General features: G+C 71.4%; 20 protein-coding genes. 10 read left to right on the top strand and 10 right to left on the bottom strand.

What is annotated here, in order from left to right:
* Positions 1 to 89 precede the first annotated feature (89 nt).
* Entirely contained in the window at positions 90 to 722 is a 633-nt protein-coding gene (locus tag ACWEPL_RS60600) for a DUF47 domain-containing protein (protein ID WP_363980725.1), read from the bottom strand.
* A gap of 81 nt (positions 723 to 803) precedes the next feature.
* Positions 804 to 1,754 (bottom strand): anion permease, encoded by a 951-nt coding sequence (locus tag ACWEPL_RS60595; protein WP_452442091.1) that lies wholly within the window; start codon positions 1,752 to 1,754, stop codon positions 804 to 806.
* Positions 1,755 to 1,949: 195 nt separating this feature from the next.
* Between ACWEPL_RS60595 and purU the strand changes: the two genes are divergently transcribed.
* Positions 1,950 to 2,804, top strand: coding sequence for a formyltetrahydrofolate deformylase (gene purU / locus ACWEPL_RS60590; protein WP_397367429.1), 855 nt, complete (start codon positions 1,950 to 1,952; stop codon positions 2,802 to 2,804).
* Here the strand turns inward: purU and ACWEPL_RS60585 are convergent, their stop codons facing one another.
* A complete protein-coding gene (locus ACWEPL_RS60585) occupies positions 2,805 to 3,782 on the bottom strand; it encodes an NADP-dependent oxidoreductase (RefSeq protein ID WP_452442090.1) in 978 nt (325 codons plus the stop codon).
* Positions 3,783 to 3,862: 80 nt separating this feature from the next.
* Here ACWEPL_RS60585 and ACWEPL_RS60580 point away from each other — a divergent pair, with 80 nt between their 5' ends.
* Complete coding sequence (locus ACWEPL_RS60580) at positions 3,863 to 4,456, top strand: TetR/AcrR family transcriptional regulator (protein ID WP_452442089.1); 594 nt, start codon at positions 3,863 to 3,865, stop codon at positions 4,454 to 4,456.
* A gap of 98 nt (positions 4,457 to 4,554) precedes the next feature.
* Here ACWEPL_RS60580 and ACWEPL_RS60575 read toward each other — a convergent pair whose 3' ends face one another.
* Complete coding sequence (locus ACWEPL_RS60575; RefSeq protein ID WP_452442088.1) at positions 4,555 to 6,612, bottom strand: prolyl oligopeptidase family serine peptidase; 2,058 nt, start codon at positions 6,610 to 6,612, stop codon at positions 4,555 to 4,557.
* 285 nt (positions 6,613 to 6,897) lie between these two features.
* Between ACWEPL_RS60575 and ACWEPL_RS60570 the strand changes: the two genes are divergently transcribed.
* Genes ACWEPL_RS60570 through ACWEPL_RS60560 form a run of 3 tightly spaced genes read left to right on the top strand, consistent with a single transcriptional unit; the run spans position 6,898 to position 8,457 of the window.
* Positions 6,898 to 7,404, top strand: a complete 507-nt coding sequence (locus tag ACWEPL_RS60570; protein WP_350731891.1) for an HNH endonuclease — start codon at positions 6,898 to 6,900, stop codon at positions 7,402 to 7,404.
* A gap of 47 nt (positions 7,405 to 7,451) precedes the next feature.
* Positions 7,452 to 8,249 carry a GNAT family N-acetyltransferase gene (locus tag ACWEPL_RS60565; protein ID WP_363980707.1) on the top strand — a complete coding sequence of 266 codons (798 nt, stop codon included), beginning with the start codon at positions 7,452 to 7,454 and terminating at the stop codon, positions 8,247 to 8,249.
* 4 nt (positions 8,250 to 8,253) lie between these two features.
* Positions 8,254 to 8,457: an FmdB family zinc ribbon protein gene (locus tag ACWEPL_RS60560; RefSeq protein WP_355200186.1), complete on the top strand. Its 204-nt coding sequence runs from the start codon at positions 8,254 to 8,256 to the stop codon at positions 8,455 to 8,457.
* Between the two features lie 26 nt (positions 8,458 to 8,483).
* Here ACWEPL_RS60560 and ACWEPL_RS60555 read toward each other — a convergent pair whose 3' ends face one another.
* The 3 genes from ACWEPL_RS60555 to ilvD form a co-directional block, all read right to left on the bottom strand.
* Entirely contained in the window at positions 8,484 to 9,359 is an 876-nt protein-coding gene (locus ACWEPL_RS60555) for a serine hydrolase (RefSeq protein ID WP_363980704.1), read from the bottom strand.
* A 67-nt stretch (positions 9,360 to 9,426) separates the two neighbouring features.
* Positions 9,427 to 9,921 carry a helix-turn-helix transcriptional regulator gene (locus tag ACWEPL_RS60550; RefSeq protein ID WP_397367435.1) on the bottom strand — a complete coding sequence of 165 codons (495 nt, stop codon included), beginning with the start codon at positions 9,919 to 9,921 and terminating at the stop codon, positions 9,427 to 9,429.
* Positions 9,922 to 10,006: 85 nt separating this feature from the next.
* Positions 10,007 to 11,845 carry a dihydroxy-acid dehydratase gene (gene ilvD, locus ACWEPL_RS60545; protein ID WP_452442087.1) on the bottom strand — a complete coding sequence of 613 codons (1,839 nt, stop codon included), beginning with the start codon at positions 11,843 to 11,845 and terminating at the stop codon, positions 10,007 to 10,009.
* A gap of 146 nt (positions 11,846 to 11,991) precedes the next feature.
* Here ilvD and ACWEPL_RS60540 point away from each other — a divergent pair, with 146 nt between their 5' ends.
* Positions 11,992 to 14,688: an ABC transporter substrate-binding protein gene (locus ACWEPL_RS60540; RefSeq protein WP_363980698.1), complete on the top strand. Its 2,697-nt coding sequence runs from the start codon at positions 11,992 to 11,994 to the stop codon at positions 14,686 to 14,688.
* Here ACWEPL_RS60540 and ACWEPL_RS60535 read toward each other — a convergent pair.
* Entirely contained in the window at positions 14,685 to 15,467 is a 783-nt protein-coding gene (locus ACWEPL_RS60535) for a thioesterase family protein (RefSeq protein ID WP_364246567.1), read from the bottom strand. The genes ACWEPL_RS60540 and ACWEPL_RS60535 overlap by 4 nt on opposite strands.
* 96 nt (positions 15,468 to 15,563) lie before the next feature.
* On the opposite strand from ACWEPL_RS60535, the gene ACWEPL_RS60530 reads away from it, so the two are divergent.
* Positions 15,564 to 16,295 carry a TetR/AcrR family transcriptional regulator gene (locus ACWEPL_RS60530; protein WP_452442086.1) on the top strand — a complete coding sequence of 244 codons (732 nt, stop codon included), beginning with the start codon at positions 15,564 to 15,566 and terminating at the stop codon, positions 16,293 to 16,295.
* Positions 16,296 to 16,339: 44 nt separating this feature from the next.
* On the opposite strand, the gene ACWEPL_RS60525 is transcribed toward ACWEPL_RS60530, so the two are convergent.
* Entirely contained in the window at positions 16,340 to 17,116 is a 777-nt protein-coding gene (locus ACWEPL_RS60525; RefSeq protein ID WP_363980689.1) for a nuclease-related domain-containing protein, read from the bottom strand.
* A gap of 256 nt (positions 17,117 to 17,372) precedes the next feature.
* On the opposite strand from ACWEPL_RS60525, the gene ACWEPL_RS60520 reads away from it, so the two are divergent.
* Positions 17,373 to 17,663, top strand: coding sequence for a hypothetical protein (locus tag ACWEPL_RS60520; RefSeq protein ID WP_363980686.1), 291 nt, complete (start codon positions 17,373 to 17,375; stop codon positions 17,661 to 17,663).
* 7 nt (positions 17,664 to 17,670) lie between these two features.
* Entirely contained in the window at positions 17,671 to 18,033 is a 363-nt protein-coding gene (locus tag ACWEPL_RS60515) for a DUF5130 family protein (RefSeq protein WP_350731525.1), read from the top strand.
* Here ACWEPL_RS60515 and ACWEPL_RS60510 read toward each other — a convergent pair.
* Entirely contained in the window at positions 18,030 to 18,980 is a 951-nt protein-coding gene (locus tag ACWEPL_RS60510; protein WP_452442085.1) for a hypothetical protein, read from the bottom strand. The genes ACWEPL_RS60515 and ACWEPL_RS60510 overlap by 4 nt on opposite strands.
* 72 nt (positions 18,981 to 19,052) lie before the next feature.
* Between ACWEPL_RS60510 and ACWEPL_RS60505 the strand changes: the two genes are divergently transcribed.
* The gene (locus ACWEPL_RS60505) at positions 19,053 to 19,358 is read left to right on the top strand and encodes a hypothetical protein (protein WP_452442084.1); all 306 of its coding nucleotides are present in this window, start codon (positions 19,053 to 19,055) and stop codon (positions 19,356 to 19,358) included.
* Positions 19,359 to 19,377: the final 19 nt, after the last annotated feature.

The following is a 19,377-nucleotide window of genomic DNA, read 5'->3' as shown; positions in this document are numbered from 1 at the left end:
ACGCTGTCTCACCAGCCAGGTCATACCGCGATAACGATCACCACAGCAACCTGGCGATCTTCAAACAACCTCACGTGCGGAAAACGGGGCTAGCGCTTCATGGCGCCGTCGGCGATGGCGTCCGCGGCATCGCCGATGGCGACTCCGACGATCTCGAGGCGGCGTACCAGCTCCCGCCTCTTCAGCGCCTCCGCGGTCACCTCGCCCGAGAAGATGCGCGAGATCTCGTACTGGTACATCCGCCGGATCGACCCGCCCACCTTCTTCGCCTCCAGCGCGTCCTGGACCACGGCGGAGGGGCGGGAGGCGAGGTCGCGGACCGCGTTCTCCAGCGCTTCGATGCCGACGATGACCTGGTCGAGCAGGGGAGTGAAGCGGATCTGGTCGGGGACCCGGTAGAGGTGGGACTCGCGGACGAAGTCCCGCAAGGAGTCCAGCACGTCGTCGATGGCGCGTGACAGCCGGAACAGGTCCTCCGGGTCGATCGGGGTGACCAGGGCCGTTTTGAGCTCCTCGACGAGGCAGGCGCGCTCCTCGTCGCCGACGTGCTCGATCGAGCGCATCTGCTCGTGCGCGCCCGTCCTGCCCACCTCGCCCCCGATCATGGCCATCGCCAGCCACGCGCCTTCCTTGGTGGCCCGGAGCTGGCCGAGCAGGGCCTCCGTGAGCGCGCTGTCCATGCGGCCGGTCATGAGGTTGCGGATCCGCCGCAGCCGCTTCATGATCCGGCCGCCTTCGCGGAGCCGGGGCGGCGCGTCATGGGCGGTGCCGCCCTCGAAGAGTGCTTCACGTTCGCCGTCCCTTCATGAGAGTTCAACCCTCGCGATCGCCTTCACCAGCGCCGCCAGCCCCGCGCCCAGCAGGGCGCCGGCCGGCAGTGTCAGGAGCCAGGCCGCGACGATCTTGCTGGTGGCGTACCAGCGGACGCGGCCGCCGCCCCGTGCCACGCCCGCGCCGATGAGCCCGCCGGCGATGGCCTGGGTCATGCTCACCGGCATGCCCACGGCCGCGCAGGCGATCACCGCCGTGCCCGCGGCCAGCTCTGCCGCGACCCCGTGCGGAGGCCGGGAGGCGATGAGCTCGCGGCCCAGCGTGCGGCCCGCCTTGGGGAGGCCGTACATGGTGCCGAGCCCGAAGAGGACGGCCACCAGCGACGTGTACGGGAGCGGCGCGCCCGAGAAGCCGAACATGATCATGAACACGGCCAGCATCTTCTGCCCGTCGTTGGCGGCGTAGGCGAGGCTCTGCAGGAGGAACCCCACCTGGTGCCAGCGCCGCAGCCCGCCGGCCGTGACCGTGATCAGGAGCACCCGGACGAGCACCCAGCCCAGCAGCCCGCCCACGAAGGGCGCCGCCACCCCGAACGCCAGCACCAGCAGCACCGAGCCCGGCGACACCGGCAGCCCCCAGCCCACCCCCGCGCCGGTGAGCCCGCCCACGACGGCGAGCGTGAGGCTGGTCGGCAGGCCCTTCATGCTGAGCGCGGTCACCACGGCCAGCGCCGAGATCACCGCGACGGTCATCGCGATCCTGCCGCCCGGCGCGTGGAACGAGGCCAGCCTGGTCGTGAACGTCACCGCCACCTGATGCGTGACCAGCGGGACCATAGCAGTCAGCACCACGAGCACGAGGATGCCGGTGGCAGGGCGCACCGAGGGCAGCTTCAGCCCGGTGGCGAGGAGGGCGCCTCCGTCGTTGACCCCGGACACGACGGCGAAGAGGCCGGCGACCACGATCAGTACGGCGATGTCCAAGGAGCGCGCTCCATCCCAAGCCGCGAGACAACCCGGGGTTGCCCCTCCCGAATCCGCGTTCCCCCTTAACTACCCGGGATCACATGGAAGATGGACGATCGGACGCGTAACGTGTGTCGGGTACTCTCTGTGATGGTCACCGGCCAGGATCAGCCCTGCGGTGACCGCCGATCCCACGCCCGTGAGAGTGAAGGCATGACCAGCCCCGCCGAATACATCCTGACGCTGTCCTGCCCCGACCGGCCCGGTGTGGTGGCCGCCGTCTCCGGCCTGCTGGCCCGGCACGGATGCAACATCATCGAGAGCCAGCAGTTCGGCGACCGGGCCGGGCAGCGCTTCTTCATGCGTGTCCAGTTCGCGGGGCCGTTGGGCGAGGACGAGCTCAACGGCGCCTTCGCGACGCTCGCGCCGGACTTCGCCATGGAGTTCAAGGTGCGCGACGTGGCCAGGAAGCCGCGCGTGCTGATCATGGTCAGCAAGTTCGACCACTGCCTGAACGACCTGCTCTACCGCGTCCGGTCCAAGGCCCTGGACATCGAGATCGTCGCGGTCGTCTCCAACCATCCCGACCTGCGGCCGCTCACCCAGTCCAACGGGATCGACTACCACCACCTGCCGGTCACCCCCGAGACCAAGGCGAGGCAGGAGTCCGAGGTGCTGGCGCTGGTGGAGCACTACCAGGCCGACCTGGTGGTGCTGGCCCGCTACATGCAGGTGCTCTCGGGCGAGCTGTGCGAGAAGCTGGCCGGGCGGGCGATCAACATCCACCACTCGTTCCTGCCGTCGTTCAAGGGCGCCAAGCCATACCACCAGGCCCACAACCGCGGCGTCAAGCTGATCGGCGCCACGGCCCACTACGTGACCTCCGACCTGGACGAGGGGCCGATCATCGAGCAGGAGGTGGCCCGGGTCAACCACAGCCACTCTCCGGAGGACCTCGTGGCGATCGGCCGCGACGTGGAGTGCCTGGCCCTGGCCAGAGCGGTCAAGTGGCACGCCGAGCAGCGGGTCCTGCTGGACGGGCACAAGACGATCGTCTTCCCGCGCTAGCTACCCGCTGATCACCAGCTTGCCCCGCACGTGCTCGTGGACCAGATCCCGGTACGCCCGCGCCGCCTCGGCCAGCGGGTAGCGACGGCTGACGGTGGAAGGCAGCGTGCCTTTCACCGCGAGGGCGGCCGCCTCGTCCAGATCGCCGGGACGGGCGTGGGTGTAGACGGTCTTGAAGCCGGTGGACGGGTCGGGGCTGGGGAAGGCGACGGTCAGCAGCGGCCCTCCCGGACGGACGACCCGTGCCGGCTCGGCCAGGGCCGGGCCGGGGAGCACCAGGTTGACCAGGGCGTCGACGCCGCCGGGGTGGCGGCGCAGGGTCTCGGCGGCGGTGTCCGCGGAGCTGTGGTCGATCGTCTCCGCGGCTCCCAGGCCGCGTACGTAGCTCTCGTCCGGCGGGATCGCGGTGGCGATCACGTGTACGCCCCGGTCCGCCAGTAGCGGCACGACGGCTCCGCCCACCCCGCCGGCCGCCCCGATGACCAGCGCCTTCGTGCCGGGCGCGAAGGTCCCCGCGCGGAGCAGCGGAAGGGCGGTCAGGGCGGCGATGGGCAGGGCGGCGGCGTGCTCGACGGGAAGATCGGCCGGCCGGTGCGCGAGGGCGGGCGTGTCGGCGTCGAAGATCGCGTACTCGGCCATCGTGCCGGTCGTGAATGACGGCGGCGAGGATGTCAGGCTCGCCATGCTCCCGGCGGCCCGCGCCAGGCCGAGTCCGAATATCTCATCACCCGCGGAGAATCGGGCCACGCCCGGCCCGACGGCCGTGACCGTCCCGGCGAAGTCGCTGCCGAGGACGTGCGGGAACTCCAGGGGGGCCATCTCTCTGAACACCCCGCTCACGAGCCGGACGTCGGCGGGGTTGAGCCCGGCCGCCGCGACGCGGACCTGGATCTGGCCGGGGCCCGGCAGCGGGACGGGTACGTCCGCCACCTCCAGGACCTCCACCCCGCCGTAGCCCCTCGCCACCAGTGCCTTCATGGGAACCTCCAACTAAACGGACCGCTCGGTCAGGTTGAGCATAATATGACCGCGCGGTCCGGTTACGGTAGGGTCCTGATGTGGCGAATGTGCGGGCGGACGCGGTGCGTAACAGGCGGTTGCTGCTCGACGCGGCGGCGGCCGAGTTCGCGGAGCGCGGCACGGAGGTCTCGATCGCGCGCATCGCGGCGCGGGCTGGGATCGGCAAGGGCACCGTGTTCCGGCACTTCGCCACCAAGGAGCAGCTCATGGCCGCGATCTTCAGCGACCAGCTGGAGTCGCTGGTGGCCAGGGGAGAGGCGCTGCGCGAGGGGGCGGACTCCGGGGCGGCGCTGCTGGAGTTCATGGCCGCCGGGGTCGAGCTGCGCTCGTTCTGCCAGGCGTTCACCCCGGCCATGCGCGAGGATCCGCAGATCAGGGCCGCGAGCGATCGGCTGGTGGCGGTCGCCCGGTCGCTCACGGACCGGGCCTGCCGCGACGGGTTCGTACGGCACGACGTCACGGGGCACGACGTCGTGCTGCTGATCAATGCCGCCTGCCAGGCGGTGGCCCCGCTGGGCGACGCGGTTCCGGGGCTCTGGCGGCGCTACCTGAGCATGATCTTCGACGGGCTGCGTCCCGAGGGCGCCCATCCGCTGCCCGTCCCGGCCCCCGACACCCTGACCCCCGGCTGAGGCCGCCCGGCGCTCGCGGCAGGCGTCACGCAGGGCTGCGGCCCGGCGCCGGGGCGGCCTCGACCATGGCCGGCCCCAGCGCGCTCATGCCCTCGAGGCTACAGACCGGTGTGCCGGGCGAGGAAGGTGAGCGTGTCGGCCGACAGATCGACGGACCTGCTCACCGACCGGGCGCCGTGCCCGACCTCGGCCTCGTTGCGCAGCAGCACCGGGCGGTCGCCGGTCGAGGAGTGCTGCAGCGCCGCGCACAGCTTCCACGCGTGCAGCGGGTGCACGCGCGTGTCGGACTGGAAGACGGTGAAGAGCGTGGCGGGGTAGTTCACCGACTCCTGGACGTGGTGGTAGGGCGAGTAGCCCAGCAGCCAGCCGAACTGCTCGGGGTCCTCGACGGTGCCGTACTCGACGTTCCAGGTGGCGCCGAGCCCGAACTGCTCGTACCTGACCATGTCGAGCAGCGGCGCCGAGCAGACCACGGCCGCGTACAGCTCGGGCCGCTGCGTCAGCGCGGCGCCCACCAGCAGGCCGCCGTTGGAGCCGCCGGAGATGCCGAGCTGCTCGGGCGTGGTCACGCCGGTGGCGATGAGGTGTTCGGCCGCCGCGTGGAAGTCGTCGAACACGTTCTGCTTGTTGCCGAGCATGCCCGCGCGGTGCCACTCCTCGCCCTCCTCGCCGCCGCCGCGCAGGTTGGCGATGGCGTAGACCCCGCCGGCCTCGACCCAGGTCAGGATCGACGCCGAGTAGCCGGGGGTCATCGACAGGCCGAAGCCGCCGTAGCCGTACAGGATGGTGGGGCGCGGCCCGGGCGTGTCGTCGGCGGGGGAGATGATCAGCATGCGGACGTCGGTGCCGTCCTTGGACTGGTACACGACCTGCGAGGTGCGCACCGGGGGCACCTCGACCGCGCCCGGGGAGGCGGCCCAGAGTGTGGTCTCGCCCGTCCTGGCGTCGTAGCGCTGGACGGAGGGCGGCCTGGTGTTGTCGGTGTAGGCGAACCACGCCTCGTAGCCGCCCTCGGGGCGCTCGGAGAGGCTTCCGACGGAGCCGAGCCCGGGCGTGGGCACCTCGCCGACGCGCTCGCCGGTCTCCAGGTCGTGGACGGTGATCTCGCTGATCGCGTGGCGGGTCCAGCCCACCAGGATGACCGGGCGCTCCAGGTCGTCGAGGATCGCGAAGTCGTTCAGCACCGCCTCGGGGTCCTCGGGGATGAGGTCGCGCCAGGTCTCGAAGCCCGGCTCGGCCGGGTCGGTGACGCACACCCGGGCCCTGGGCGCGTCGCGGTCGGTGTGGACGTAGAGCCTGCCGTCGCGGCCGAACACCAGCCCCGCCTGCGCGTCCACGCCCTCCTGCACGACCCGCAGGTCCGGCCGGTCGGCCGGGGACGCGGCCAGGTCGGCCACCCAGAGGTCGTTGCGCGGCGCGGTGCCCTCGTGCGCCGAGACCTGCAGCCAGCGGCCGTCACGCGAGACCGAGACGCCGTAGTAGTTGGTCATCTTCAGACCCTGGCCGAAGATCATCACGTCGTCCTCGGTGGAGGTGCCGACTTGGTGCAGGTAGACGCGGCGGTGGAACTGCGTCTCGTTGTCCGGGACCTCGGTGCTGGGCAGCCTGCGGACGTAGAAGTACGCCTCCCCGCCGGGCAGCCACGCGATGGGGGAGTAGCGGCAGCGGTCGATCGGCCCCTCGACGCGCTCGCCGGTGGTGACGTCCATGACGTAAAGGATCGACTCCTCGTTGCCGCCCACGGAGATCTGGTACGCCAGCAGGCGCCCCTCCTTGTCGGGCTGCACGGCGTCGAGCGTGGTCAACCCCGACGGGTCGATCTCCATCGGGTCGATCAGCGCCCGCTCGGTCCCGTCGGGCTCGACGACGTAGTAGACGGCGTGCTCCTGGTCGGGCGTGCGGCGGCTGAAGAAGTGGCGGCCACCGCGCCACGCCGGCGCGCCGACCGAGCCGGACCTGAGCAGCTCGGCGATGCGGCTCTTGAACCGCTGCGGCCCGCTGCCCCTGCTGAACAGCTCGGCCTGCTCCAGCAGCCACCCCTTCGTCTCGGGACTGTCGGGATCCTCCAGCCATCGATAAGGATCTGGCACGGGCGTGCCGTGCAGGGTGTCGACGGTGTCTTCGCGGCGTGCGGTCGGGTACGGCTCCAGCTTCATGCTGGGAACCCTACTGCCAAAGGACATGCGTAAAGCGCTGGTGAAGCGGGCATAAAACGTAACGTGTGTCCCTCTGGTCCATTCCGGTTGGAGGATATTTGGGGTGGCGGGGACCGGGGTGCAAACGCCAGACTTGGTGACAGGACGGTGCCGTGGTGACCATCCGCTGGACCGTCCGGCGGAGGTCCACGTGACGGAAGCACAAGTGCCCCAGGAGGGGCCGACAGTCGGGACATGCCACGGCATGTCCCCTTTGATACGCGCGCAGCAGGGAGAGGCTCCATGATGCGCCAGGTCCTGCTGCTGAATGCCACCTACGAACCGCTGACCACCCTTTCCCTGCACCGGGCCGTCGTGCTGGTGCTGCGGGAGAAGGCCGACGTCGTCCACCGGGACGGCAGGGGCGCCGTGCTGCGCTCCGCCAGCCACACGCTCGACGTCCCTTCGGTGATCAGGCTGCGAAGATATGTCCGCATCCCCTACCGGTCCCGCATCCCGCTGACCAGGGCCGCCCTCATGAGGCGCGACGACTACCGCTGCGCCTACTGCGGGCAGCGGGCCGAGACCATCGACCACGTCATCCCGCGGTCCCGGGGCGGCACCCACACCTGGGAAAACTGTGTCGCCTCCTGCACCACGTGCAACCACAGGAAGGCCGACAAGTACCTGGAGGAGCTGGGGTGGACGCTGCGCTTCAGCCCCGCGGTGCCACGGGGCGCTCACTGGAGGCTCATCGGCGCGTCGCTGATCGGAGACCCCCAATGGGCGCCTTACCTCGAGGCCGCGGCCTGAGATATCGCTTTGTAAGGGGTGGCCACCGCCTGACACCATGAGCAGGCATGTGGACCTTCACCTCAGATGTTGAGGAGTACGCCGCGGTCGCCGAGCCCTTCCTGCTCGGCGACCCGGTGCGCAACACGGTCGCGTTGACCGTCCTCGCCAACCTGCGCGCCGGCATGCCCGCGAAGGGTCCCCGGTTCGGCTGGTGGACGGTCGACGGCGAGGTTCGGGGCGCGGTCTTCCACACCCCGCCGCACCCGGTCGGGCTCGCCGACATGCCCCTGGAGGCCGTCGAGCCGCTCCTGGTCGCGCTCGGCGACCCCGCCGAGGTCGTGGGCAGGGTGGAGCTGACCTCCGAGGTCAAGCGGCTGCTGGGGGAGCCTGGGCGGCTGGTGCCCGAGCGGCTCTACCGCTTGGGGGCGCTCGCCGTCCCCGGCACGCCCGGACGCGGCAGGCTCGCCGCCCCCGCCGACTTCCCGCTGCTGGTCAGCTGGTACCAGGCGTTCGCCGAAGAGGTGCGGATGGGCATGGGTGACGACGTGGTCGAGTCGGTCGCGCGGCGGCTGGCGGCCCGCGAGCTGTTCGTGTGGGAGGCGGGCGAGGCGCCGGTCTCGCTGGCCGCGCTCTCCCCGGCGGTCGGCGGGGTCTGCCGCATCGGGCCCGTCTACACGCCGCCCTCGTGCCGCAGGAACGGCTACGGGGCCGCGGTCACCGCGTACGCCAGCCAGGTCGGCCTGGCCGAGCGCTGCGACCAGGTGGTGCTCTTCACCGACCTGGGCAACCCGACGAGCAACGCCGTCTACCAGTCGATCGGCTACGTGCCCGTGTCCGACTACGAGCACATGACTTACTCTTAGGCTCATGCCGCGATACGACTTCCGCTGCCGCGCCTGCGGCTCCACGTTCGAGGTCTCCCGTCCCATGTCGGCCTCCGACGACCCGGCCACCTGCCCCGACGGCCACGACGACACGGTGAAGCTGCTGTCCACGGTGTCGATGACGGGCGGCGCGGCCGCTCCGAAGGCGAGCGGGGGCGGCTGCTGCGGCGGAGGGTGCTGCTCCTAGAACGGCCTGTGACGGCCTGTGACGGCCTAGAACACCTGGGCGGCGGTGAAGGTCGCCTGCGAACGCGTCAGCTCCTCCACCGCCAGCTTGGCGAGCCGCTCGACCGTGGCGATCCCCGTCTCCATGGTCGGGCTGCGCTCCGACAGCACCGCGATGAGCACGTCGTGCCCGTCCACGCCGAGCCGGCCCACGCTGTTGATCGTCCACTGCCCGTCGTGCGCGTCCACGGGCAGCCAGCCGTTCTTGAGCGCCACGTCGCCCCCGGCCGAGCTGACCCCCCACGCCTGCGACGGCTCCACGGACGACATGAGCTTCAGCGCGTAGCGCCGGTCGGAGGCCGGCAGCGGCCCCGCGGGGTCCGTGAGCCACTCCAGCACCTTGACCTGGTCGGACGGCCGGCTGCGGGTCGTTCCCCAGTACAGCCCGGGCCCCGGCCAGGTCTGCTCGACGCCGAGCCGGCGCAGGACCCTGGTGAGCCCCTTCTGGCCGCCGACCGTCAGGTAGAGCTCGTGAGCGCAGTCGTTGTCGCTCTCGCGGATCATCTTGGAGGTGAGCGTGCGCTCGTACGCGCTCAGCTCGCCCTGCTTGCCCAGCAGGAACGCCAGCAGGATGTCCACCTTCGCCACGCTCGCCAGCACGAACGGCGTGCGCTCGCGGTAGGAGTACCTGGCGCCGGTCGTGCGGTCGTAGACGGCCAGCGCCGCGCGCCCGGGGCGTTCGCGCAGGTACTGGTCCAGCGTGCGGTCGAGAGCGCGCCGCGCGGCAACAGGCAGCACGCTCTCGACGACAACCCCGCCCGGCTGCCCGAAGGAGGCGGCCTGAGGCGGGACGACGGTTGACGGGTTTGCACAGCCGGCCACGGCCAGCAGGGCAACGACGAGCGAGATCCCCCGAACGCGCATGTGCGGGAGCCTGCCAGCCGCCACCCCAAAGGCCGGGGGCGCGGAAGGTCAAACGCCGGTCAGTTTCCTAGGCGGCCCTGGGGCGCTTGCGGCGCTGGAACGGGAGGAACCGGTCGGCCAGGTGCGGACGGGACGGCGTGAGCGTGGGCTCGACCGCGATGATCCGGTCGAACCGGAACGCCCTGATCCCCCGGCGCATCCTGCACACGCCGACCAGATACCAGTATTCGCGGTGGACCAGGCACGTCACCGGCTCGACGTCGCGCGAGGTGATGATGCCTGAGGCGTCGCGGTAGTGGAGGCGGATCATGAGACGGCTGGTGATGGCGTCCGCCATGAGCCTGGCTCTGGAGGCGACCTCGACGGGCAGCGGCTCGGTCAGGGTCGTGAGCGTGGTGGCGATGACGTCGTCGTCGAGCTCCAGGTGCTCGAGTGCGTGTTGCAGGCCACGTCGTGCCGTGATGGCCTGCGGGCCCGATCCGAGGTGAGCGAGGGAGAGGGCGAGGGCGGCGATCTCGGCGGTCGTCAGCGGGCGAGTATCGTGCTTCACGACTGTCGTCATACCCCAATATTAGAGACGACGACCGACATTTTTCGAAAACCTGTGCGGCAGGCAAGGTCCTTGTCACCTGCCGCGCAGGCCTTCCTTACCGGGACAGCTGGGACAGGTCGCGCGAGGCGCCCGTGGAGGCGGACGTGGTCATCGCCGCGTACACCTGCAGGGCCGCGCTCACCGGCCGGTTGCGGTCGCGCGGCCGGTATCCGCCCAGGTCGGCCAGGAGCCGCTCGCGCCGCGCGGCCAGCTCGGCCTCGGGCACCCGCAGCTCCATCGACCGGCTGGGGATGTCGATGTCGATGATGTCACCGTCCTCGACCAGCGCGATCGCGCCGCCCTCGGCGGCCTCGGGCGAGGCGTGGCCGATGGACAGGCCGGAGGTGCCGCCGGAGAAGCGGCCGTCGGTGACCAGCGCGCAGGCCTTGCCGAGCCCCTTGCCCTTGAGGAAGGACGTCGGGTAGAGCATCTCCTGCATGCCGGGACCGCCCTTGGGGCCCTCGTAGCGGATGACCACCACGTCGCCCTCCTTGACGCGCCCGCCGAGGATGCCCTCGACCGCGTCGTCCTGCGACTCGAACACCACCGCTGGCCCGCTGAACTTCCAGATCGACTCGTCCACGCCGGCCGTCTTCACCACCGCGCCGTCGCGCGAGATGTTGCCGTAGAGGACGGCCAGGCCGCCGTCCGCGGTGTAGGCGTGCTCCAGGTCGCGGATGCACCCGGCCGCGCGGTCGAGGTCGAGGTCGTCCCAGCGGTTGTCCTGCGAGTAGGGCTTGACCGTGCGCACGTTGCCGGGGGCCGCGTGCCAGAGCTCGACGGCCTCGGGCAGCACCGTCGGCGACTTCGCGTCCCAGGCGGCCAGCATGTCGGCCAGCGAGCCGCCGTTCACGGTGGGCACGTCGCGGTGCAGCAGCCCGGCCCGGTCGAGCTCGCCCAGGATGCCGGGGATGCCGCCGGCGCGGTGGACGTCCTCGATGTGGTACTTGTTCGTGGCCGGGGCGACCTTGCAGACGCACGGCACCCGCAGCGAGATCTCGTTGATCTCCTTGAGCCCGAAGTCGACGCCGGCCTCGCGGGCGGCGGCCAGGATGTGCAGGATCGTGTTGGTCGAGCCGCCCATCGCGACGTCGAGCGTCATGGCGTTCTCGAACGCGTCGCGGGTGGCGATCGAGCGCGGCAGCACCGACGCGTCGTCGTCCTCGTAGTAGCGCCGGGTGATCTCCACGAGCTGGCGGCCCGCGTCCTCGTACAGCTTCTTGCGCGCCTTGTGCGTGGCCAGGATCGTGCCGTTGCCGGGCAGCGCGAGGCCGATGGCCTCGGCCAGGCAGTTCATGGAGTTGGCGGTGAACATGCCGGAGCACGAGCCGCAGGTCGGGCAGGCGCTCTCCTCCATCTCCAGCAGCGCGGCGTCGGAGACGGAGTCGTCGGCGGCGGCGATCATCGGGTCGATGAGGTCGAGCTTCTTGCCGGGGATCTTGCCGGCCTCCATGGGCCCGCCGGAGACGAAGATCGTCGGAATGTTCAGCCTGAACGCGGCCAGCAGCATGCCCGGCGTGATCTTGTCACAGTTGGAGACGCAGATCAGCGCGTCCGCGCAGTGCGCGTTGACCATGTACTCGACGGAGTCGGCGATCAGCTCGCGCGACGGGAGCGAGTAGAGCATTCCGCCGTGGCCCATCGCGATGCCGTCGTCCACGGCGATCGTGTTGAACTCCCGCGGGATCGCCCCGGCCTCCCGGATCGCGGCCGACACCACCTCGCCGACGTCCTTGAGATGCACATGGCCCGGCACGAACTGGGTGTAGCTGTTGGCCACCGCGATGATCGGCTTGCCGAAGTCGCTCCCGGCTACGCCGGTCGCCCGGAGCAGGGCCCGGGCACCGGCCATGTTCCTGCCGTGGGTGACTGTACGTGACCTGAGGGCGGGCATTGGGCATCTCCCATCGCTAGCGAGTCTTCACATGTTACGGCCACTGCCCGGCAACTGAGACACGTGTCCACACATCGGACGGTTGGTTACCGGATCGAGCCCGAAAAAGCAGCCGTCCGCGCCCGGACTCGTGTTACAGAGATCAGATGAGCAACGGGGCAGTCATGCTCGACGACCCCGCCAGGGTCGGCAACTTCATCCACACCATAGACCGCCTGTGCCGCAGACCGGCCAGGGGCGAGGGGGTGCAGGACTCGCCGCACGTCGCCAGGCAGCCACGGCTGGCCAGGTGGCGAGGGGAAGAGGACAAGAAGCAGCACGTCGAACGGATGGGCATCCCGCTGGTCCAGCTGAGCGAGGCGGGCGACTGGCCGGAGATCCTGGCGCCGCAGGACAGGCAGGCCACGCCGGTCATCTCGCGCGGGATCCCGCGGGCCCGCCCCGACATCCAGCCGGGCGAGGGGGTGCCGAAGATCCTCTCCCGGATCGTGTCCGCCCTGCGCGGCACGAGGCTGCGCTTCCCCCGCTATCAGCTGACCGCCCAGATCGTCGAGCAGCTGGCCGAGTCGCACGGCAAGGAGGACCAGGCCCGCCGCGTGCTGCGCGAGTCCGACCGCAACTGGGGGTGGGGCGTCGACACCGCGGGCAGGGGCGCCGAACACGTCCCGTTCCCGCTCAACCTGCTGCTCAAGCTGTTACCCGGCTTCCTGCACGACCTACGGCTCAGCGGGCGCGTGCCCGGACTCGGCGGGCGGTTCCGCTGGCTGCGGCGCGCGCTGTCGGACGACGGCTCCAAGGCGCCCGGCGTCGCCGCCCTGCTGGCCGACCTGGACCCGGCCGACGAGCCGGGCGTCGCGCGGCTGCTGCTGCGCGCGTTCATGGACGACCTGAGCGGGCAGTACCGGCGCTCCCCGCTGCACGTGCGGGGCGCGGGCCACGTCTTCTACCCGCTCCTGCTGCTCAACGAGCACGGCGAGGCGCTCGTCGAGCTCGTCGAGGAGCGGCGCGCGGACCTCGGCAGGTTCGATCCGGTCGTGGTGGTCTCCTACACGCCGGACGCCGTGCTCCTGGAGGACGACGAGGATTCGGTGTGGCGGCTCATCCGCTGGCGCCGCGAGCTGGTCACGGCCGAGGACCGCGACACGTGGCGGCGGGTGCTGGACACGCCGCTCACCATCTCGGCGCCGCCCGTGCCCGCCGACCTCACCAGGTACGACGTCGCCGACCCCGCCTTTGTGCCGCTCGCCCGCGTGGCGCCGTGGTGGTCGTCCTGGACGGCCATCGCGCTGTTCTGGATGGCCCTGGCGGGCGCCGTCGGCGCGTACGCGGGCCAGACCGCCGCCTGGCACCGCAACGCCTGCGCGACCGGCCTGTGGACGCCGTGGACGGAGAGCGGCAGGCAGCTGGCCGGCACCGAGTGCGTGGGCGTGGCCGAGCCCGACTACCTGTTCTCGCCGGGCAACACCGAGATGCGGCAGGTCCAGGCCGTGCTCCAGCAGGAGAACGAGCGGGCCGCGAAGCTGCACGAGGGCGGCGACCGGCCGTACGTGACGATCGCCTACCTCGCGGCGCTCACCTCCACGGACCGGGACACGCTGGCCGCCGCCCGCGAGGGCCTGGCGGGCGTCGCCATCGCGCAGAAGCGGCAGAACAACTCCGCCGGCGCCAGCGAGCCGCTGGTCCGCATCCTCCTGGCGAACGCGGGCGGCAGGATGGAGCACGGATCGAGCATCGCCCGGCTGCTGCTGCGCCACCGCGACGAGGAGGCGCCCATCGTGGGCGTGGTGGGCCTGGACCAGAGCCGCCAGGAGACCGTCGCGGCCATCCAGGAGCTGGGCAAGGCCGGGCTGCCCATGGTGGCCTCGACGCTGTCGGCCGACCGCCTCGTGAACGAGTCGCCGTTCTACTTCCAGGTCGCCCCGCAGAACTCCCGCCAGGCGTGGATGGCGGCCGCCTTCGCCGACTCGCTGGTCAAGAAGGGCGAGGTGAAGCGGCGGGCCCGGGTCTACTACTCGCACGACGTGACCGACTACTACGCCTCCAACCTCAAGGCCCGGGTCGTCGCCCGGATGGAGGAGCGCGGGTTCGCGGTGGAGGGGCTCAGGTTCACACCCGTCGGAGGGGCCAAGCCGGGCCCCGACGACCGCAGCGACGACCCCTACGCGGGGGAGCCCAGGGACGCGGGGGTGTCGGCGTGCGGGTTCGACGGGCTGGTGTACTTCGCCGGGCGCGGGATTCCCGACTTCGCCGAGTTCGTGAAGGGGGTGGCCGACAAGTGCGCGGACGCGCCGCCGACCATCCTCGGCGGCGACGACGTCACCAGGTACGCCGCGGACGTGCGCGTCAGGTCGGCCGTCAGCGGCGTGGGCTACTACTACGAGTCGTTCGCCGCCGCGCCGAACAAGTGCGGCGAGCCGCAGCGGCACGACTTCTACGCGGCCCTGTTCGCCACGTTCCCCTTCGAGTGCGAGGAGCCGGGGCCGGGGCGGACGCTGGACGGGCACGCCGCCCTGGCCTACGACGCCACGGAGACGATGATCACCGCCATCCGGCGGCTCGGCAGGGAGCGGCACCGCGTGCCGGTGAACTCGTACACCGTCTGGCGCCAGCTCGGCACGCTCTACACGCCCGACCAGAGCGGGCACGCCATCGAGGGCGCCACGGGCGCGCTCGACTTCGGCGCGGACTCACCCCGGCAGTACCCCCTCGACAAGGCGGTGCTGATCCTGCACGCCAAGGGGGCCGAGCGGCCGACCCAGGTCGGCCTGTGCGGCGACGTCACCCGTTCCAGCCGGAGCGAGATCTTCCCGTGGTGCGCCTCGGTCCCGGAGATCTACCGCTAGGACGGCAGCCGTACGGCGGCGAGCTGGGTCGCCTGGGCCACCAGGCGGCCCTTGTCGTCCCAGACGTGGGCAACCTCGTCCATCCGGTCGCCGCCGACGTCCGTGGCCGCCAGCCGCACCCTGATCGGCCCGGGAGCGGGCAGCCTGCGGATGTACGCCGAGAGCTGGATCGTCGGCACCCACCCGGACAGGCCCAGGTCGAACGACACCGGCGGCACCGGGTCGAGCGCCACCAGCAGGCTCAGCGGGTCCCAGTCGGAGCCGTCCGCCAGCCGCTGCCAGCTCGCGATGACGCCGGCCCGGGTGGGGGCGCCGAACGCGAAGGACAGGTGCTCGGGGACGATGCGCTCCTCGACCACGGCCATCAGCGGCACCGTGAGGTCCGTGCCCGGCGGGTTGGTGGGAGCGAGGAAGCAGTTTTCCTCGGGCGGCAGCTCGACCGGCTCGTGCGAGGACCACCAGGGGCCGGTGTCGTCCAGCAGGCCGAGCGTGATGTGCGACTCGACGCGGATGCGACCCTCCTGCACCAGCGCGGCCCTGACCTGGGCCACGCTCCTGCCGACCCGCAGCGTCTCCACCCGGGCCACGGCCTCGCCGGGCTCGGGCGGCTCGATGAAGGAGCCGCTGACAGCGGTCACGTGCGGGTGGCCCGCGCCCGCCGGGCTCTCACAGGCGGCCCTGGCGAGCACGGCCAGCAGGTAGCCGCCGTGCAGCCGGTTGCCGACGCTCCACTGGGCGTCCAGCACGGCCCCGAACTCGCCTTCGCCGCGATCGGTCAAGGCGGTCGCTTCGCTAAAATTCCCCATTTTTCAGTAAATCCCTTCCCCAGAGCCTCAGATTGACATCGTTAACCTGACGGCGTCAACCTGAGACCCATGACCACCAGACGCGTACGCGCCAGGCGCGGAGAGGGAGCGCTGCTGCGCGAGGAGATCCTGCGGGCCGCCGAGGACCTGATGGCCGAGTCCGGCAGCGAGGACGCGCTCACGCTACGCGCGGTCGCCCTGCGGGCCGGCGTCTCCACGCCCTCCGTCTACCTGCACTTCGCCGACAAGGAGGCGCTGGTCGAGGCGGTCTGCATGCGGGTCTGGGGCGAGTTCGGCCGGATGTTCAGGGAGAACCTGGGCGGCGACCCGTTCCTGGCCCTGGGCAGGTGCGGGCGCGCCTACGCCCGCTTCGCCCTGGAACATCCGGTGCAGTACCGGGTGCTGATGATGCGGGCCACGGCCGGGCCGGGCGTGCCGCCGGCCGCCGCCGAGTGCTTCCGTCACATGGTCGACGCGGTCTCGGCCTGCGTGGAGACACGGGTGCTGGAGGGCGACCCCGAGGAGCTCGCGCTGGGCATGTGGTCGGCCGTGCACGGCTGCGTCTCGCTGCTGATCGCCCAGCCGTCGTTCCCGTGGCCGCGCGACAGGGAGGCGCTCATCGACCACATCGTCCGCGTCGCCGGGTTCGGCACCGCGGTGTACTCGCGCCTGCCGCAGACGCTCCCGCCGAGCGCGGACCTGGCCGTGGCCCTGGACGACTTCGGCGCGCGCCTGGCCTCAGGCGTGGCCTCGGGCGTGGAGAAGCCCCGCGGGGACGAGCCCGGCGGGGCTGGGGAATGACCGTCGGCCCGGACCATATCGAACGGGTATGCCCGGGCCGGGGCCTAGTCTTCGCCGTAGCGGGCGGGCAGGACCTGGGCGGCGATGTCGAAGATCCGGTCGATCTCGCCGTCGGTCAGGGCCCGCTCCCGCTTGGTGATCCACTTGCGTGCGCGGTCGCCCTGGTAGACGTCCACGCCGCGGATGGTCATGATCTTCCACGGCACCGGCGGGCCGTAGATGGCGAGCGAGGGCACGACCGAGACCTCGCGGCCGAACGACTGGGTGATCAGCTCGCTGGCCTGCGACGCCTCCCACTTCGCCTCGGTGAGGCGGGCCTTCTTGTCGAAGGGGCCGTGGAAGAGCTTCTTGCCCATCTGCACCCGCACCGGGAGCCGCTTGTCCCACTTCTCGGAGTCGACCGCGTACACGCCGGTCGGGCCCACCACGAGATGGTCGATCTGGGCCTCGCTGTTGGGGATCGCCCTGGCGTGGAGCGTGCGATAGCCGCTGCGTTCGAGCTTGCGCAGCTGCGCCTCGGTGCGGCGCTCCGCCACGGATGTGCGCCGCCAGGCGGGCACGGACGAATGGGATCGCGAGCGATAGACCGCCTCGGCGACGGCCGCGATCACACCCGCGGTCACGCCCAGCCGCCAGTCGCTCACGAGGAAGCCCACCACCACCGCGACGCCGATCCCCACCAGCGCGCGGTTGCGCAGGCGGTGGAACTGCGGTTGTTGCAGCAGGCTACGCACGGACGCGCGCTCGACGGGCGCGTACGTGGAGGTGGGCGCCGAAGGCTTCGCGGCAGCGGTCTGCTCGCTCTCTGGCCGGTCGTTCACCCAGATTGGTGACGCACTGTGACCGTCTTCACGCTGGATGTCGGAGTCCACGTAACTCACCGTAGCTCGGAGATCGGAACGATTCCTAGTGTTGCCCTGTCCATAGTTTTATGGCCCAGCTCATCGTGTTCCACGCATGTTTTCGGGGTATGTTCTACGTTCTTCTCTAGAGATGTCGTCTCAAAAAAGATCTTACCTGGTGGACACTCCCAGGTGGGGTCTGGCCCGCTGCTCACATCGGGATTACGTTCAAGGTGTGCACAGCGCAGGCGAGATTCTGCTCTTTCTCATCGGGGTGTCGTTCGGGCTGTTCATCGTGATCAGCCTGCTGGTCCTGCTGCCGGGGCGCAGCGCGCAGCGCAGGGTGGAGTCCGGCCCGGTGTGGCTGGGCGGCCCGTCCAGGAGCGAGCGTGGCGTGAGCACCTCGGACCTGGTGCTGGCCGACCGGGTGGCGCACTGGGCGGACGTCCCGGAGCGCGACTGGGTGGCCGCCGCCGAGACGGCCGAGCCCGGCGGACACCTCGGCGGGGCTTCCGCGGGATGGTGATGTGACGATGCGAGGACTGACGGCCGCACAGGCCGACGACGTCAGGCGCGCCCTGCACACCGCCGAGCGGCGCAGCGGGCTGCGGTTCGGGGTGTTCCTGGGGGATCCGGTGGGCTCGCGCCGCCACTTCGCCGAACGCCTGCACGCGGCCCTGGGCGAGGAGGCCGGCGACGCCGTGGTGCTCCTCGTCGACCTGAAGGGCCGCGCGCTGGAGATCGTGACGGGGGAGAACGCCCGCAGGCGGCTGACGGACGGCTCCTGCCGGCTCACGGCGATGTCGATGGCGACGGCGTTCAGCGTGGGCGATCTGGTGGGCGGCCTCCTCTACGGCATCGGCGCCCTGGGGGAGCAGGCCACCGCCCGCCGCTAGAGGCGCTGGAGCAGGTCGACGATGTGCTCGCTGACCCCGCTCAGCAGCGTCGCAGGCTCGATGGGCGCGGCCGCGACGGCCGAGAACAGCGAGGGCAGCCCGGGCAGCGGGAACCCGTCGTCCCGCATGGCCGCGGCCCCGACGGGGTTCTTGTCGAGGGCGGCGCGGCTGCGCTCCCAGGCGTCGAGCACCTCCTCGGGCGACGGCACCCCGAACCCGTGCCCCACCGGGGCCGCGTGCCGCAGCCGGACGAGGGGGGTGTCGGCGAAGGTGAGCGCCGTGCGGGCCCGGACATGCAGGTCGGCGCGCGGCTCGGGCGCGATCCAGTCCATGGCCGTGCAGGGGTTGCGGCAGGTGGCGACGCAGACGGCGAGCGCGCCGGCGACCTGGCTGTGCTGCCGGTCGAAGTACGCGCGCCAGCCCTCGCCCGGCTCCAGGGACACCCGCAGCGTCCGGTTGGTGGCGGACTGCTCGGACTTGGTGTGGTCGCACTCCCGGTCGCCGATCACGCCGAAACGGCTGCCCGGCGCGCTCAGCCCCTCGGGCCAGCGGGCCGGGTCGCCGGCATGGCCGAGCTGGGGCTCGAAGGCCAGCAGCGGCAGGTATTCGCTGGCGATGTGGACCGCGGCGATCATCGGGCTCAGCTCGCGCCGGTGCCACCGTGCGGCGATCACCTCGAGCAGCAGGCCGTACGCGGGCCGCAGCGACTCCAGCGCCCCACGCGGCTGCTCGCGCGGCGTCTGCGGCATGTGACAGGCCCGGGCGCGCCGCCGCAGGTCGGCCGGGACGCCCTTCGCCTCGGCCGCGAAGTCCTCGGCGTCGAGCGAGAGCAACCGGTGACCGAACTCGCAGACCTCGGCGACCTCCGCGGCCGGCGCGAGCGCGCCGAGATCGGCGAAGGCATAGCGGCGGGCCAGGGCGACGAGCAGGTCACGAGTCGAGTCCACCCGACGACTCTCCCACGATCGGCGAGCGGCTGAGGACACGCAAAAGACCGTCATCCCGGGCACGGGGAGCGGATGCACTGGATCTCGCCGGAAGAGTGGCTGATCGTGGGATCGGCGGTCGGGGGCTCCTCCGGACCGGCCGTGGTCGGCTCCGCCGTGGGCTCGGGCTCCGAGGTGGTCGGCGAGGGGGTGGGCGTCACGGTCGGGGTGGCGGAGACCGAGGCGCTGGGGCTCGGCACGTGCGTCACGCTGCCGGTCGCCGTCGGCTTGGGGGTCGGCGCGCGCCTGGCCGGAGGCGTGGACGGCCTCCTGGTGCTCGGTGGGAGGAGGGCGAGCCCCGGGTGGACGTGGCCGCCGATCCGTCCTGGTCCGCCGTAGTGTCCTTCCTGACCTGAGC

The sequence above is a fragment of the Nonomuraea sp. NPDC004186 genome (assembly GCF_053603495.1).
The sequence above is the reverse complement of the archived record's forward strand: the minus strand, read 5'-3'. Positions and strand labels throughout refer to the sequence as shown.